The organism is Paenibacillus rhizophilus, assembly GCF_003854965.1.
Lineage (GTDB): Bacteria > Bacillota > Bacilli > Paenibacillales > Paenibacillaceae > Paenibacillus_AQ > Paenibacillus_AQ rhizophilus.
The window spans coordinates 1-15,101 of record NZ_RQPI01000012.1 but is presented as its reverse complement, the minus strand read 5'-3'; the positions used below and the strand labels follow the sequence as shown (position 1 = coordinate 15,101).

General features: G+C 46.4%; 13 protein-coding genes and 1 pseudogene. 11 read left to right on the top strand and 3 right to left on the bottom strand.

Annotated elements, in window-relative coordinates; translation table 11 throughout:
* Positions 1–18 precede the first annotated feature (18 nt).
* Genes EH198_RS17905 through EH198_RS17895 form a run of 3 tightly spaced genes read right to left on the bottom strand, consistent with a single transcriptional unit; the run spans position 19 to position 2,566 of the window.
* The gene (locus EH198_RS17905) at positions 19–549 is read right to left on the bottom strand and encodes a PIG-L deacetylase family protein (RefSeq protein ID WP_124696897.1); all 531 of its coding nucleotides are present in this window, start codon (positions 547–549) and stop codon (positions 19–21) included.
* A complete protein-coding gene (locus tag EH198_RS17900; protein WP_124696896.1) occupies positions 549–1,868 on the bottom strand; it encodes a glycosyltransferase in 1,320 nt (439 codons plus the stop codon). Before EH198_RS17900 ends, EH198_RS17905 begins: the two co-directional genes overlap by 1 nt.
* 14 nt (positions 1,869–1,882) lie before the next feature.
* Positions 1,883–2,566, bottom strand: a complete 684-nt coding sequence (locus tag EH198_RS17895) for a glycosyltransferase family 2 protein (RefSeq protein ID WP_124696895.1) — start codon at positions 2,564–2,566, stop codon at positions 1,883–1,885.
* Positions 2,567–3,013: 447 nt separating this feature from the next.
* Here EH198_RS17895 and EH198_RS17890 point away from each other — a divergent pair, with 447 nt between their 5' ends.
* From EH198_RS17890 to EH198_RS17840, 11 genes and pseudogenes are all read left to right on the top strand, one after another.
* Entirely contained in the window at positions 3,014–4,207 is a 1,194-nt protein-coding gene (locus tag EH198_RS17890; RefSeq protein ID WP_185702953.1) for a hypothetical protein, read from the top strand.
* A 14-nt stretch (positions 4,208–4,221) separates the two neighbouring features.
* Positions 4,222–5,010 (top strand): HipA family kinase, encoded by a 789-nt coding sequence (locus tag EH198_RS17885; RefSeq protein WP_124696893.1) that lies wholly within the window; start codon positions 4,222–4,224, stop codon positions 5,008–5,010.
* 137 nt (positions 5,011–5,147) lie between these two features.
* Entirely contained in the window at positions 5,148–5,786 is a 639-nt protein-coding gene (locus EH198_RS17880) for a hypothetical protein (RefSeq protein WP_148091513.1), read from the top strand.
* Between the two features lie 99 nt (positions 5,787–5,885).
* On the top strand, positions 5,886–6,869 hold the full coding sequence (locus tag EH198_RS17875) for a CotS family spore coat protein (RefSeq protein ID WP_124696891.1): 984 nt from the start codon (positions 5,886–5,888) through the stop codon (positions 6,867–6,869).
* Between the two features lie 262 nt (positions 6,870–7,131).
* The gene (locus EH198_RS17870) at positions 7,132–8,169 is read left to right on the top strand and encodes a LacI family DNA-binding transcriptional regulator (protein ID WP_124696890.1); all 1,038 of its coding nucleotides are present in this window, start codon (positions 7,132–7,134) and stop codon (positions 8,167–8,169) included.
* A 235-nt stretch (positions 8,170–8,404) separates the two neighbouring features.
* Positions 8,405–9,760 carry an extracellular solute-binding protein gene (locus tag EH198_RS17865; RefSeq protein WP_124696889.1) on the top strand — a complete coding sequence of 452 codons (1,356 nt, stop codon included), beginning with the start codon at positions 8,405–8,407 and terminating at the stop codon, positions 9,758–9,760.
* Positions 9,761–9,820: 60 nt separating this feature from the next.
* Positions 9,821–10,756, top strand: coding sequence for a carbohydrate ABC transporter permease (locus EH198_RS17860; protein WP_124696888.1), 936 nt, complete (start codon positions 9,821–9,823; stop codon positions 10,754–10,756).
* Positions 10,757–10,760: 4 nt separating this feature from the next.
* Positions 10,761–11,594 carry a carbohydrate ABC transporter permease gene (locus EH198_RS17855; RefSeq protein ID WP_124696887.1) on the top strand — a complete coding sequence of 278 codons (834 nt, stop codon included), beginning with the start codon at positions 10,761–10,763 and terminating at the stop codon, positions 11,592–11,594.
* Positions 11,595–11,627: 33 nt separating this feature from the next.
* Complete coding sequence (locus EH198_RS17850; RefSeq protein WP_185702952.1) at positions 11,628–12,443, top strand: carbon-nitrogen hydrolase family protein; 816 nt, start codon at positions 11,628–11,630, stop codon at positions 12,441–12,443.
* Positions 12,444–12,495: 52 nt separating this feature from the next.
* Positions 12,496–14,442, top strand: coding sequence for a glycoside hydrolase family 125 protein (locus tag EH198_RS17845; RefSeq protein WP_148091512.1), 1,947 nt, complete (start codon positions 12,496–12,498; stop codon positions 14,440–14,442).
* A 3-nt stretch (positions 14,443–14,445) separates the two neighbouring features.
* Positions 14,446–14,556, top strand: a pseudogene (locus EH198_RS17840) (sigma factor); the annotation flags it as partial.
* Positions 14,557–15,101: the final 545 nt, after the last annotated feature.

Genomic DNA, 15,101 nt, shown 5'->3' with positions numbered 1-15,101 from the left:
AAAATCGTATATGAATGCTTAAGATTCCCACGGGTCAACCCAAATCAATCCCTCATTCACGATGAATGGCATCAGTTGTTCGATTACAAACATTTGGCTTTTATAGTGCTGCAATAATTGGAGCTTCTTTTGCAAAATATGAAATGGAAGCGGATCATCCTCAGTTTCGAATATATATAAGTGATCCAATTTCATGCTGTGCAAAATACGGGATAACGACCGGTGCTGTCTATGGCCGTATTCCCCTTGCAGATTATGAGTAACAACTTTATGGAATTGGCCGGAATCCAGCAGGTCTCTTAAAGCGTCTTTCACTTGGTCTTCATCAAACTCTCCATCGTATTCATCCGGAAAATCCCAAATTTCAAAATCCGCGTTAACGGAATTCATCGCATTATGGAATTCACGGGAACGAGTCTCGTTGCCTCCGTTGGTTAAGCAAATGACTTTCCAGCCTGACTCCTGGATTAAGGCTCCGCCTCCGAATATGCTTTCATCGTCAGGATGAGCGACCACCATAAGCTTATCTGCTTCCGAATGGGATGACATTATTCCACCTCATAGGGGGCATAACGGCTTTTTAGAATGTTTGCATATAAATTCATCAACATATCTGTAGTACGGGTGAAGTTAAATTGCTCCTTTACCAGATTTCGATTTACCCAGCCTGTTTCCATCTTTTCTTGAACCGGCATATCCAGCGCTTGCTTAATATCCGCTTTTAGCTTCTCTACTGTCCAGGCTTCATCGGCATGATGGTCACCGAACCATGTCTCCCAGGCGGACCGGTAATTTCCTGGATGAACGAGTCCAACAAAACCCTTCACACCAACAGCGACCACAGGACGACAGCAGGCCAGAGCCTCAAGAGCGGCTCTCCCGGTGCCGACAAAGACATCGCAGATGGAATAATAGGAAGACATATTGAGCGTATTCCCCAGCAAATGTATGAATTTTCCTTTCGTTTCTTTGTGAATTATATCAACCAGCGATTTAATACCCTCACTATGCCGCCCTTCGCCGGTCACGAGGATGTTTAGGTTAGGGTAGTTTTCGGCCTTTAACTGTCTGCATGCTTCAATGATGTCTCTGCAAATATCCGCTTTTTCCCAAGACAATCTGCCGGCGTACATAATAACGGGCGCGCCCTTTGGAATTCCCAGTTCTTCGCGCAAGTCACTCTGTATAAGGGAGCGGTAATTGAACTGTACGGTATCAATTCCGTTAGGAATCAATTGGACAGGCATTCCTTTGACAGGCAGTTGTTTCACTATGGAAGGGCTCACGCAGACGACCGCCGCGCTGCTTCTGATCAGCTCGATTTCATCAATTGTAAAAGGAAGCAGCATGTGGAGCGTCCATAAACGGGGGATGCACAATTGATCCGCGGCTTTTGCAGCAAAGGAACCGGAAGGGATTTGATGAATATGAACGGCTGTAATTCCTTCCGTATTCATGATTTGTTTTAATTGGGAGATAATTTTCTGCTCATCGGCATCATTGATTCTATGTTCGTTCGTGACGAAGTTAATCTCATATACGGGACAGCCCAATGCGGCGAATGCATCACACATTTCTCCGCGTTTCCCGGCTACAACGACGTGAACACCGTTTCTAAGCAATTCCCGTACGCATGTCAGAACGTGCGTTTCGGTTCCGCCGATATTAAATTGGTCCAGCACCATTAAAACGCGCAGGTCACTAACTGAATATCGCGTTTCCATGCTGCGATTCGATTCTTCTTTATTCAACCAGACCACTTGCTTGGGCGGTTGGGCGTTCACGACGTATTGTACAATCGGCTTTTGAGTGTATATGCGTTTCTTAACCGTGCGTTTTTTGCTGCGAATCTCTGCCTTTTTTTTCAATCTGATTCAGCTCCTTATTCTGAATAAAATTCATGGGAACGCTGGGCCGGATGAGAGCGATAGTAATACAGGGTCTCCCGCAGGTTTTCGATCCGGATGCCATTAGTAACGCACTTGGCAATAAACTCATAATCCTCGGCTCCATTCATGTTCCGGGAAAGTCCTCCCAAGCGATCGAATACACTGCCTCGAAACAAAATGGTCGGATGTGAAACGCAATGCTCGCCTATCGCATATCTCCTGGGAATGTCCTCACCATAACTTAGCCAACTCGACGGGGTTAGTTTTAACATGTCGCTATCTTCAAAAGCCATATAGTTCGTGCCGACCAGATCGATCTGCGGGTGGTTCATCAGAAACTCGACCTGCTTACGAATCCTTTCGGGATGGGAGTAGTCATCCGCATCGTGAATGGCGATATATTCTCCGCTTGCCATAAACAGCCCTGTTGTCAGAGAGCCGGAGAAACCTACATTTCGAGGCAGCTGAAGCAGAGTGAAGCGGGGGAATCGCCGGCGGGCCTGCCACAACAAGGTACGATCGGCAGATCTATCCGTTGATGCATCATCCACAATGATGATTTCTATGTTTGGGTAGGTTTGCCCGTATAAATGATCCAGACAGTCCTCAATGTAAGATTCTGCGTTAAAGCACGGGATCACGATGCTTACAAGCCGGTCAATTCGTGCAAGCGACATCATCAAGCCCCTCCATTCCAATAATCATGTCCTTTCACCATATGATCTAAAGAATACAGTTGAAAGGGATAACCGTACATTTTCTTTAAAATGTATGTGGAGATATGTACCTACCCAATCAAAATTCGTGATTAGCAATACAATAACAGCGGCACAACATAAGGAAGGTGATTTAATGTGACAGAAAGCAGTGACTACACTGAATATACGGAATATTCATCGTATTCAGAGTACACAGACCATACACTGAGTAAAATCTGTTTTGCCATATTGGTGCATAACCGAAGAGAAGTTGTCTTCGATTTATTAGACAACATTCGTTGTTACTGTCCTAACAGTTCTGTCGTCTTATATAACGGTGGAGATGATCCGGAATTATGTAAAGGTCTTGGATATCCGGTATGCCCGACCAGCAGAAAATTAGATTACGGGGTAACCGCAATATATATGCTTGAAGTGATGGAATGGCTCGAGGACATTGATTATTCCTATGATGTACTGATCAATCTGGATTCTGATGTTTTGTTTGCCAGAGAAGGCTTTGAGCAATACATTCTTAATGAAATGAAAGACAAGGATTACATGGGCGTCGGTACGAAAATACCGGATGATGATTTTTATTGCTTAGTACAACTTAGGCAGGAAATCGACCAATGGATCCCCTTGTTAGGAAACGAACCTTATTGGGAGTCATTCAACGTAGGGCAGGTATACAGCAGGAAATTAGTCCTTCGTTTTTTACATGATGACCAGTATGAATTGTTAAAAAGTAATCTCCATGATACAAGGTCCTTCGGAGTAGATGAGATTGTCTATGTTACGATGGTTGAACGGCTGGGCTATCCATTGCATGCTTACCCCGAAAACGTTGCATCAACCGTTCGTTACCGGCCGCACTTTCCGCTCGATGAGGTGGTCAGCCTTGTGAATTCTCAACCCGAGAGCTTCCTCATTCATCCGGTCTATCGGAAACTTAAGGATGAAGCAAGAAGCTTTATCCGGGAGGCCATGAAACGGAAAATCCAGCTCAGTCCCGACTATCAAGAACGATTTATGGAAGAGTATCTCGGCGAGATGCCTTATCTCATTCGTAGAAGCAGATATAACGGCGCAAAAATAGAGTGGCTGGCCGCCTCAGAAGATGAAGGGCTGCTCTACTGGAGGGAAAATCAATCAGGCAGAACGAAAGATGTCTTGTTTGGGCCCTATGCATTCGGAAGTGAAAAGATTGAGGGATTAACAGCGCTTGAGGGCAAATTCGGCAATCTTGAAGCGGTATGCCGAAGCGATGACAGACTTATACATTTTTGGAGAGATGAGCATAGCGGTGAATGGTTTCAATCCGAACAATTTGCGGAAGGGGTTACGGGAATGCCTGCTTTTCTGGAAAGCAGCTACGGTAATTTCGAAGTAGTTGCCCCGCTGAAGGAGGGGGGCCTTGGCCATTGGTGGAGAAACAACGATGATCCGATGCACCCTTGGTTTGGCGCGGAAGTATTCGGTACGGAGCAGTATGACGATGTAATCTTAGTTGAGAACAACGAGAAGCAATTGACAGCCATTGCATGTAAAGATGGCAAGTATCAATACTACGTCAGGGACGACCACAACAGCTGGGAGTGGAATGGACCTTACGAATAAGAGGTTGAGGACCGATGAGCATCCTGGCTGTGCAATACATTAGACCAATGGATGATGGATGGACACTCCCGCATCTGTTCAAATGCGAGGACGGTCAAACCTATGTTGTCAAATTCATTAATAATCGTTCCGGTTCTGGTATATTGGCCAACGAGCTGATTGCTTATCGTCTGGGGAAATGGCTTGGATTGCCGATTGCACCCTATCGCATTATCCAGATAACAAGGGATCTTGTGGATATGTTCCCTGTTTTAAAAAGCATGGATATCCCTGCAGGCCTTCACCTTGGCAGTTTATATTTCGAACAAGGGACGACCTTGCTGGGGGAAGTCAATTTGGCATTATGCAAAAATCTGCACCATGCGGCCGGGATGATAGTTTTTGATCACTGGATCAATAACTGGGACCGGCATGTTGCCGGATCGAATCTATTATATGTACCGGACCAACGCAAAATTCAAATGATTGATCACTCGGATGCTTTTTTCGGCCCGTACTGGGATCAAGAAGAATTCATGGATGACAGTGATAGAATGGATGTGTTCTGGGGGCCAATATATGAAATGTTCGTTCCCTATATCGACAGCCCGGACCCGTTTGGCCATTATGTCTCGTTAGTCGAAAAGGTCAGCGAGAAAGTCGTTATTCAAGCGGTAAAAGGGCTCCCCAAACAATGGAATATCTCCCGGGAAGATGTGACTGGGTTGATTGATTTTTTACTGTGCAGGAGGAGCCTCGTTAGGGGTGCTTTGGATGAATTAAGGGATTACTTTCCGATCTGGCGGCAGGAAGACGACAATTGATTTTGGAAGAATGCTTGAAAATATGGTAATTCACTAGAATGTCTGCCCTTACCTTTTCTAGTTTCGAACATTTAATAGTATCAGGATGATTAAGGCATCCGAATATATTATTAAAGGAGTGCTTCTAAAAGATGCAAATGGATCACAAAGATCAGAAACACGTCACTATAACTACAGGTCCTATTTATGTACCGCCCATTAACATTATTGTTCCTAATGATAAACTGATAATAACTCTGAAAAATCCGACGAACAAAAAGCTTCAAGCGACAATAACACTTGGCCTCTGTCCTTCTCCTAACAGCTCGCCTTCACCGTGTGCCGGAGGTGGCTATGTCAATAATTCGGTACAAACATTCGAGGTAAATGAAACGGATTTTCATCTCGGTACGTTCAAGGTTGATCCGATGACATGCCTGCGCATTGAAAAAACGTTCGACAACTATGAATTGTTTGATTCTGTTATCCGGTTGACGGCAACAGGCGATTTTGAAATCTGTAAAGACAGCTGCCAGCCCATCTGCGGACTGCTGGAAATTTCCAGCGTAGTTGGTTTTTCGGGTAACCTGGGTGGTCCGTTCGTAACAGCGATTCCTGCAGAGATGACCGCCTTGTATCAAACCTATTACACAAACTCCGGTGTATTAGGTACAGATGAACAAACTCATGTACGCTACGCCGAGTGGGTATTGTGCGATACTCATTGCCCTTGTGATTCTGACTCCGACTCCGACTCGGATTCCAGCTCCAATTCTTCTTCCGACGGTCACTACTAATATCCTTAGCCGGTCTCTTCCATCCCGGAAGAGGCCGTTTCTACTTGCAAGACATTCGCAATACGGACTTTCATTTTTGGCCAGACGAGGTGATTCTTTATGTTTCACCAGCTGCTGCAAGCTGCTTCAGCACAATATGGGATAGCATTCTACGAATCTGAAATTCTTCATAAAACGGGGCGAACGCTGGTCCTGGCTATAAAGTCACCACAGGGTGAATATGTTCTGAAAAGTATTTTTACCAGTGAAAAGCGCCTTGAGTTTATTTTGGAAGCCGAACACTTCCTGCGGCAGCAGGGAATTCATATACCGGAGATCTTTCCTACTCTCACAGGCACGCCTTATTTTCTATGGGAGGGGGATCGTTATGTCCTGCAAGAAAAATTGCGGGGTGCTCCGTTTCCTCCAACAACATCAGAAGCCGTGACCCGCAGGGCAGCCCTTCTTGGCAAAATGCATTCCTCTTCGCTAGGCTTCCTTCCGAAACATGGGCCATACACTTCTGAGGAAAGGCTGTGGCCGCGTACTTATCTAAGGGAACTTTCCTCTTTGAAGCATTGGGCAAGCTGGTATCACAACTCTAGAGCCTCCAAAAAAAAGATAATCCTGTCCTATATGGATTTCTTTCTGGAAGCTGGGCAGGAGTTGGTTGGACGGCTTGAGCGGCATCCCTTTTTTAAAAGCTGGATCGATGCTCCTCTTCAAAAGCATTTTTTGTGTCACGGCGACTTTCATAGCGACAATATCCTGACGGTGGGAGCAAGTCTCTATGTTATCGACTTTGAATTCATCCGTTATGACTATCCCTCCAAAGATATAGCCCGTTTTCTGCAAGGAATAATGAACCGGCGAAAAGGTTGGGACCCTGTCTGGTTTAATCGTTTACTGAATTCTTATCTCCGGGAAAATCCTTTGAATGATGACCAATTAGACCTAATGTATTTCGACTTAGCTTTTCCTCATAGCTTTTACCGCTTTGTTGATAAAGGCAGATACAGGAATATTTCCTTGGATGATGTGGTAGCTTATTTACAAAGAGAGTATGACAAAACCGTTTATTTCCTGCAGCAAACCAAACGTTAGTCTGAGCAGCAGCTTCGTATCACGGATTGAGAAGCGGCGCTGATGAAGCTGTATCATAAGTTCTAAAGGCGAAGCGGAGGGAGAGGAAAGTACAGCTTGTCATTGGCAGGCTGTTTTTTTCGCTGTTCTCCAGATGCATAATGGAAATGCGATATCCGGACTGATGTTAAATATAATGACATTAAAATAAAAAAAACATTGCAAGTACTTTGTTATGAATGTATTATAAAAATATAAAAATTATCGAAAACGTTTTAGAAATGTGGGGTGCGTTATTATAGTTAACATAAGGGATATAGCCAAAGCGGCCGGAGTTTCAGTATCCACCGTCTCCAAAGCATTGAACGGATATTCGGATGTAAAGAGCAAGACGAGGGAAATGATCCTCAATGTTGCCAAAGATATGGATTATTTGCCCAATGTAATGGCCCGGGGACTCATTACGAAGAAATCGAATACGATTGGAATCTTTTTCGGAGACAGGCAAAACTCGGGATTCGACAATCCGTTCTTCAGTGAGCTGATCCGTTCGATAAAAGATGTGGCCGGTGCGGAGGGTTACGATATTCTCATCTTTGCCAATCAGAAGCGAAATACATCCAGCTATAAGACCATATGCTACGAGAAAGGTGTCGATGGTGTCATCCTGATTCTCACCGGCGACCAGCGTACGGATGAGAACATCCGGGAACTGCATGAGAGTCTGCCGACAGTTTATATAGACAGTGTTTCCTATCAATACAACAATGTTAATTTCGTTGAAACGGAAAATGTCAATGCCTCATTCCACGCGGTGGAACATCTGATTCAACTGGGTCACACGAGAATTTTGAAGATGGCTGGAGACCAGGTCGCCAAGGCATCATACGACCGGATCGAAGGTTACAAGCAGGCGCTGAGTAAGCATGGGCTTGAAGTAAATAACGATTTGATTTTATATGGGGAGTTCTCCAGGGAAAAAGCCTATCAGTTAACGAAACGTTTCTTCTCAAAGCCTGGCGGGGTTACAGCCGTATTCTCATCCAGCGATATGATGGCTTTCGGAATCATTGATGCTTTGAAGGATTTAGGTTTCAAGGTTCCTGAAGATATTGCTGTCATAGGTTTTGATGATATAGACGAATCCAAAGACTATCAGCCCCCATTAACAACCGTCCACCAACAGCGTTTTACAATGGGAGAAACAGCGGCAAAAATGCTTCTTCAGCTGATCGATAGCCAAGACGGAATTACCCGTCATGCCACGATTCCAGCCAGACTGGTGATCAGAGAAAGCAGCGGCACGAAACGAGGGGGCTGACGCCTTCGTTTCAATTTTTATCTAAAACGTTTTAGGGAATGGTTGGACCGAATAAGGAGCTTTCTCGCTGAATCTCCGTTTTTTATTCGTTCAAATATAAGAGAGCAGATGGAACAGAGCCAATTCTTTTGAGAAACAAAGGGAGTGATGCGGTAAAGAAAATCTGATAGCTTTGCCTTTTTTCGGAAAACGTTTTAGAAAAATATACCGGCAAATATGAGGAGGAGAGATTACCATGCAAAAAATGAAAGTATTGGCGCTGGTTTTCGTAATGGCAGTTATGACTATCTTGGCGGGATGTGGAGGCAAAAGCTCCGGTTCCGGCACTTCCCAGAATAATCAAGGGGGAGATAGTACAGCAGCAACTTCCGCAGAACCGACTGAATTAACCGTCATTAACCAGGACCGCTGGGCTCCTTACGTGGAAAAAGCGGTGAAAATCTGGAACGATGAACATCCCGATAAGCAGGTGAAGCTCAATCAGCTTGTCTTGGGCTACCCGCAATTGCGCCAAAAAATTACAACCGCAGCCGCAGCCGGACAAGCTCCCGACTTCTCCCTGATCGACTCGGTATGGGTTGCGGAGTTTGCGGACGCCGGGTATCTTAAACCACTCGATTCGATAGATCCCGAATGGGTTGAGAATGATTTTAAGAAAGACTTCTATCCTGTATTCGTCAACGGTGACTCCTATGAAGGAAAACCTTATGCAATCCGTTCCCAAACGGATATGGCCTTAATCTGGTTCCGCAAGGATTGGTTCAGCCAGGAGGGCATTCAGCCGCCGAAGACTTTTGAAGAGTTGATGTCTGCATCCAAACATTTTTCCCAGAAGGATGTCCAGGCCAAATACGGGAACTCTCAAGGCATCGCGTTTCCAGGAGGTCTGAAAGCCGGAGAAACGACGACAAGTCTGCTGATGCCTTTCTTTTGGTCAAGCGGCGCGGATGTCTTCAAGGATGGGAAGGTCGTATTAAACAGTCCGGAGTCGAAGGCAGCGGTCCAATTCCTGGCTGATCTTGTGAATGAAAAGGCGTCGACCAAGGAAGTGATTGCCTATGAATGGGATCGGGCCACGAAATTGCTGGCAACAGGCAAAGTAGCTTTGTCCGTAGGGGGCAGCTACGAATATGCGATGATCAAGAACACGACCGGCTGGAGCGATGCCGAAATGAAAGAAAAGCTTGGTTTCGTGCCTATTCCGGCCGGGGGCAGCGGGAAAGTCGCGACATCTGCGGGCGGAATGGACTATGTCATCTATGAAAAGGCAAAGCAGCCGGAACTCGCTATGGAAATTTTGAAAATTGTAACCGGCCCTGAACTGATGAAGGAGTTCGTAGTGGACACGGCGCAAAACTCTCCTCGCATTTCGGTAACCGAAGGTTTGGACAAAGAAAAGGACTGGTTCCTCGCTGAAACGGGTAACTTCCTGTATGACGCCAATGTCCGTCCGGTCATTCCGGAGTATGCCAAGGTATCGGAACAAATCCAGAAAATGATCGAGAGCACGGTATCCGGCAAAACACCTGTTGATCAGGCGGTAACGGAAGCGGCAAAAGCGATCAGCGATGTTACAGGACTTCCTCAGTAATAACTTACAGTAAGGGGGGATGCTTCCATCCCCTATTCTTTTAAAAAGGTGGTGGCATATGTGGGACAATCACTGATCACAGCGATCCGGGATAATACCGGTTCAACCAGATCCAGATTCAGTAAGAAATGGGCCAAATCCATCCCCTTCTTGCTCATGCTTCCCGCGCTTGCGGTGATGGGACTTTTCGCTTTGTTTCCGGTCATCAACGCATTTCGGCTCAGCTTATACGATAAGCAGCTTTTGAATCCGGGGGAAACGTTTGTAGGGCTGGATCATTATTCGCAGCTGTTTTCAAACGGAGAATTTATCAATGCCTTGAAGGTCTCCGTCATCTATGTAGCCGGTTCGGTCGCGCTGCAATTTCTCGTAGGGCTTGCGCTGGCTGCCCTGCTCTCTGCCCAAGGTGTCAAGGGAAAGAGATTTTTCCGGACGGCGTTTATTCTACCTTATACGCTTTCCGAATTGGTTGTTTCGCTAATCTGGCTGCAGATGCTGGATACCGAGTTCGGGATTATCAATTATTTCGCCACTCTGCTTGGTGCTGATCCGCAGAACTGGCTCTTTGACTTCGCGCTTCCCGCCGTTATTGTCGCGAATGTCTGGTGGGGAAGCACCTTCTCCCTGCTGATGCTGGAATCCGCCATGCAGGGCATTCCCAAAGAACTTTATGAAGCGGCGGAAGTGGACGGCTGCACATCCTGGGGCAAATTTGTTCACATCACGCTTCCTTCCATACGCTATGTGTCGCTTTTGAACATGATCATGATTACCTTGTACACCATCAATTCCTTCGGAATCATTTTTGTGCTTACGGCGGGTGGACCGCTCGGAAGTACGGATGTGATCGGAATGTTTATGTGGCGCAGCGCGTTCCAATTCATGGACCTCGGGCTGGGCGCAACCATTTCAACCATAATCTTTGTTGTCAATATCCTGATTACTTTCGTATATATCCGGTTGTTCGGCTTGAACACGTTGAAGGAAGGAGCGTAAAAAGATGACGAACCGAAAGAAATCACTCGGAATCTATATCTTGATGAGCGCCGCGGCTATCGCCATTGCCTTTCCTGTTCTTTGGATGTTCATCATGTCCGTCAAGCCGGCCGATGAACTGTACCTGTTTCCTCCGACGATCTGGCCGGACAAATGGGAATTCGGCAACTATACAAAAGCGTTATTTGAAGCGGGTATCGATAATGGATTAATCAACAGCCTGATTCTAGCCGTAGGTACACTGGCTCTAAGCGTCACATTGAGCTTTCCGGCTGCATACGCACTCGCGAAATACGAATTTAAAGGAAAGACCATTCTTTTACTGGCCATCCTGGCTACCCAACTGATTCCGGGTATGGCGGCGATTGTCCCTTTATTCGATATTTTGCAGCGAATGCATCTGGTGAATACTTACACCGGCTTGATTCTCATATATACCGCAAGAACGCTGCCCCTTAACATTTGGATTTTGAAAGGTTTTTTTCAGTCCATTCCGAACGAATTAATCGAATCTTCGATGGTGGACGGCAGCTCGAAAATCGCCTCCCTCTATCGCGTTGCACTGCCGCTGGCTCTGCCTGGCATCGGGGCTGCTGCCATGTTTACGTTTATGCAGACCTGGATCGACTTTATCCTGCCGTTAACGATGCTGTTTAATGAGGACAAGTTTCCATTCAGCGTTATGCTGTATAAGTTTGTCGGCGATCCGATCATGGGAACCAACTACGGTGTCCTGTTCGCCGCAGCCGCTCTCGGCACCATACCAACCTTACTGATCTTTGCTCTGCTTCAGCGCTTCTTCGTTCAGGGGCTTACAGCCGGAGGCGTTAAAGGCTAATTGTGAAATTGTGAAAATGACGGAGGAATGAATATGACGGAGCTGACAATCGCGATTGGACAGATGGACAGCAAAATTATGGACAAGGAATATAATCTGCAAATAGCGGAAGCCTTATTGGAACAGACAGGGGGCAAAGCGGACGTTATTTGTTACCCGGAGCTTTTTACGACCGGCTACAATTTCGATTTGATCGGAGATGCTTTCTATGAGTTGGCGGAAACGATCCCGGGTCCGACCGTCGAACGGTTGGCGAAAAAAGCGAGAAGCTATGGGACAGCCGTTATCGGAACGATCGTGGAAAAGGACGAGAACCTGGAAGGCGTGCTTTATGATACAACTTTTGTCATCAATGAAAAGGGTGAATATATCGGGAAGTATCGAAAAGCGCATCTGTATCCGACAGAGCATCAATATTTCCGCAGCGGTTCGGATTTTCCCGTATTTGAGATTTGCGGGGTAAAAACAGGAATTGCCATCTGCTATGATCATGCATTCGGAGAAATGTTCCGGGTGTTGGCCTTGAAGGGAGCCCAGGTTATCTTTATCCCTTCTGTCATCCCAAAAAACTTCGAATACCTGCTGGATTTGCGGACGAGAGCCCGTGCCCAAGACAATCAAATCTTCACGGTAGCCGTTAACCGGGTAGGCTCGGAAGCAGATTTTGTCTATTGCGGAAACAGCAAGATCGTCAATCCCCGCGGTGACGTGATCTGCGAAGCCGGCGATAAGGAGGAGGTAGTGTCCGCCAAGATTGATCTAGGGGAAATTGCAAGAGAGCGGAAGCAGGAAATGAGCTTGCGCAGCAGAAGACCGGAGTTGTACGGAACATTGGCACAGCAGGCATAATTGAATGCGGTAAAATGGAGGAATTCCTTTGTCTACTTCATCTCTTGAGTTAATGCGTTTACCTGATTCACAAAGCCGCAAGCCTCTCGATGTGGGATGCGGGCAGCTGTCCGCGAGCATCGGAGAGGACGGTTGCATCCGTTCGGTTAATCACGTCCATCCGCGACACGGATTTATCACACTGGAACCGGCAGAACCATTTCCAAACGATAAATGGTACGACAGTGAATACGTTCGTCTATATCGCAGACGTTTAATAGATCAGGGACATACATCTGAGGGCGCCGCCGGATTCGGGATACAACCGAAGGGGCCGGAGTGGAAGCAAGAGTTTTTTTTGGCCCTGAATCATTTCCCGCTCATCCGGTTCCAAAGGCAAAACATTGAAATCGATGCGGTATTTATCCCTTTTCAACAAGACGGGCAGAGCGGCATTATTGAGCAGTTAACGGTCACCAACTGCGGCGACAAACCGGAGTCCGTTCCATTGGCAGTTGGCGGCACCCTCAGCCTTCACCGGTGCAGCTACGGACAATTGACGGAAGGCGGACCGATCCCGATTCCGCCAACGGATCTTGCAGTTGAGGTAATGAACAACCGCCTGACGGTAACCAATTTGAGCTTGCCGGCGCAAGCGCGTCTTGATTTCTTTGACGGGAAAGATCCGCTGATATTGCCGCCGATGGAGATGTCAACGAACCGGCCGGTAAAATATATGCATGAAACAGAAATCCATCTGAAACCTGGTGAAAGCCGCGAACTGATGATGGTCTGCCGGATTTCCGTGGAAGAGGGAGAAACGGATTTCAGCTTTGACGAGCTGCAAGTTTGGAAAAAGAAGGCCTTGAAAGAAGCGCCGATATTACACCGGGAGGGTCCTTCTCGGGAGGAAAAGTTCATTGTTCAGAGGAATATCGATTACATTCTGACGTGCTGCTCCATCCCGGTGGGCGAAGATATAGTGTGCATCATTACCGATCATCAACTCCTGCCTTTGTCCTGGAACCGGGATTCTTACTATATGATGCGGCTGCTGCTGGATTCGGAGCGGCACGCACACTTTATATATGAGGCATCCTATGTACCCGTATTCAAAAGTCAGGTGCAGCGAACCGTCAAGGGTCATTTATTATGGATGTTCGAAAAAGCCGTCCGACCCAGCGGCTACTGGGGCCGGGCCTATCTCACCAACGGGTTCTGCAAGGACAATGTGTTTCAGTTGGATCAGCAGTGTTACCCCCTGCTTGAGCTTTGCGAATATTACGACAGATTTGAGGATCACCAAGCGGTTGCAAGAATTCTGCCCAAGGTTAACGAAATACTTAATATGATCATGGAATATAAGGATATGGAACGATGGCTCTTTCAAACCGGGGAAACGCCGGCGGATGATGAAGTCACGTACCCTTATCATTTTTCAAGCCAGGTGTTGGTATGGCATACGCTGACATCTTTGGCGAAGCTGAATGAAACCTTTTCTTTTACTAGCCTTGAGCTGTTGGAAATGGCCCGGTCGGTTAAACGCGATACCCTGGATTGTTTTGTTGCGCCGCACGGAGACAGGGAACTGTTTGCTTATCTTTCCGATTTGAAGGGAAGCTTTCAGCTTTACCATGATGCGAACGATCTTCCAACGGTTTATGCTCCTATCTGGGGATTTTGTAATTCGAATGACCCGAGATGGATGAATACGATAGAGTTTGCTTTTTCGAAGGAGAATAAGGGGGGCTTTTACGACGGGAAATTTGGCGGACTCGGTTCCGTACATACACCTCATCCATGGCCGCTCGGAGACGGGCAGGAGCTTCTGTACAGCTTGCTGATCGGAGACGTCAGGCGTGAGCAACAGGTTCAGCGCAAATTGGCGGAGATCGTCCAGTGGGACGGACTTTTTCCAGAAGCGGTAAACGAGCATACGGGGGATGTTGAATCAAGGCATTGGTTTTCATGGCCGGGTGCATTTATATCTTCCGTATTCATTCAATCATTTGGCGATTGAAACGATAACAATGGAGAAGATATGGAGGATCTGATCTCCATCGGAACGATCGGGTTTATCAAGGCCATCGAAAGCTATCGCCCCGACAATAAACGAACTTACTTATTTACTTGGTAAGTTCGTTTTACTAATCAAAGACTCTATTGTCCATTTCTAGTTTGACCCAAGTAAGGTTGGCATTTTATTTAAGACTATAACCAATCATTTTCACTTGTTATCTAGGAACTTGGATTGGTGAAAATTCCATCTTGTTTTTAGTTATAAAGCCATGGTATATTACTATTCCGGTCGCAAGCAGCGTCGCGGAGAGCGAGTTGGAAGAAACTTTCACTTGCAAGAAGTGATTCAATCATGGTATATTCTTATTCCGGGCGCAAAACAGCGTAACGGCGAGCAAGCTGGAAGAAACTTTCACTTGCAAGATATGATTTGAATGTGGTACATTGTTATTCCGGTCGCTTTTACCGAGTTGATCGATATGAATAGTTTGATCTTTGAAAACTGAACAACGAGTGAGTGGGAATTCGCTTTAGCGAGTTCCAAAATGAAGAGAATGCAAATTCTCGTCAGATGTTTCAAAATGAGCGAATCGCTCTTTCAATACTTTATTGGAGAGTTTGATCCTGGCTCAGGACGAACGCTGGCGGCGTGCCTAATAC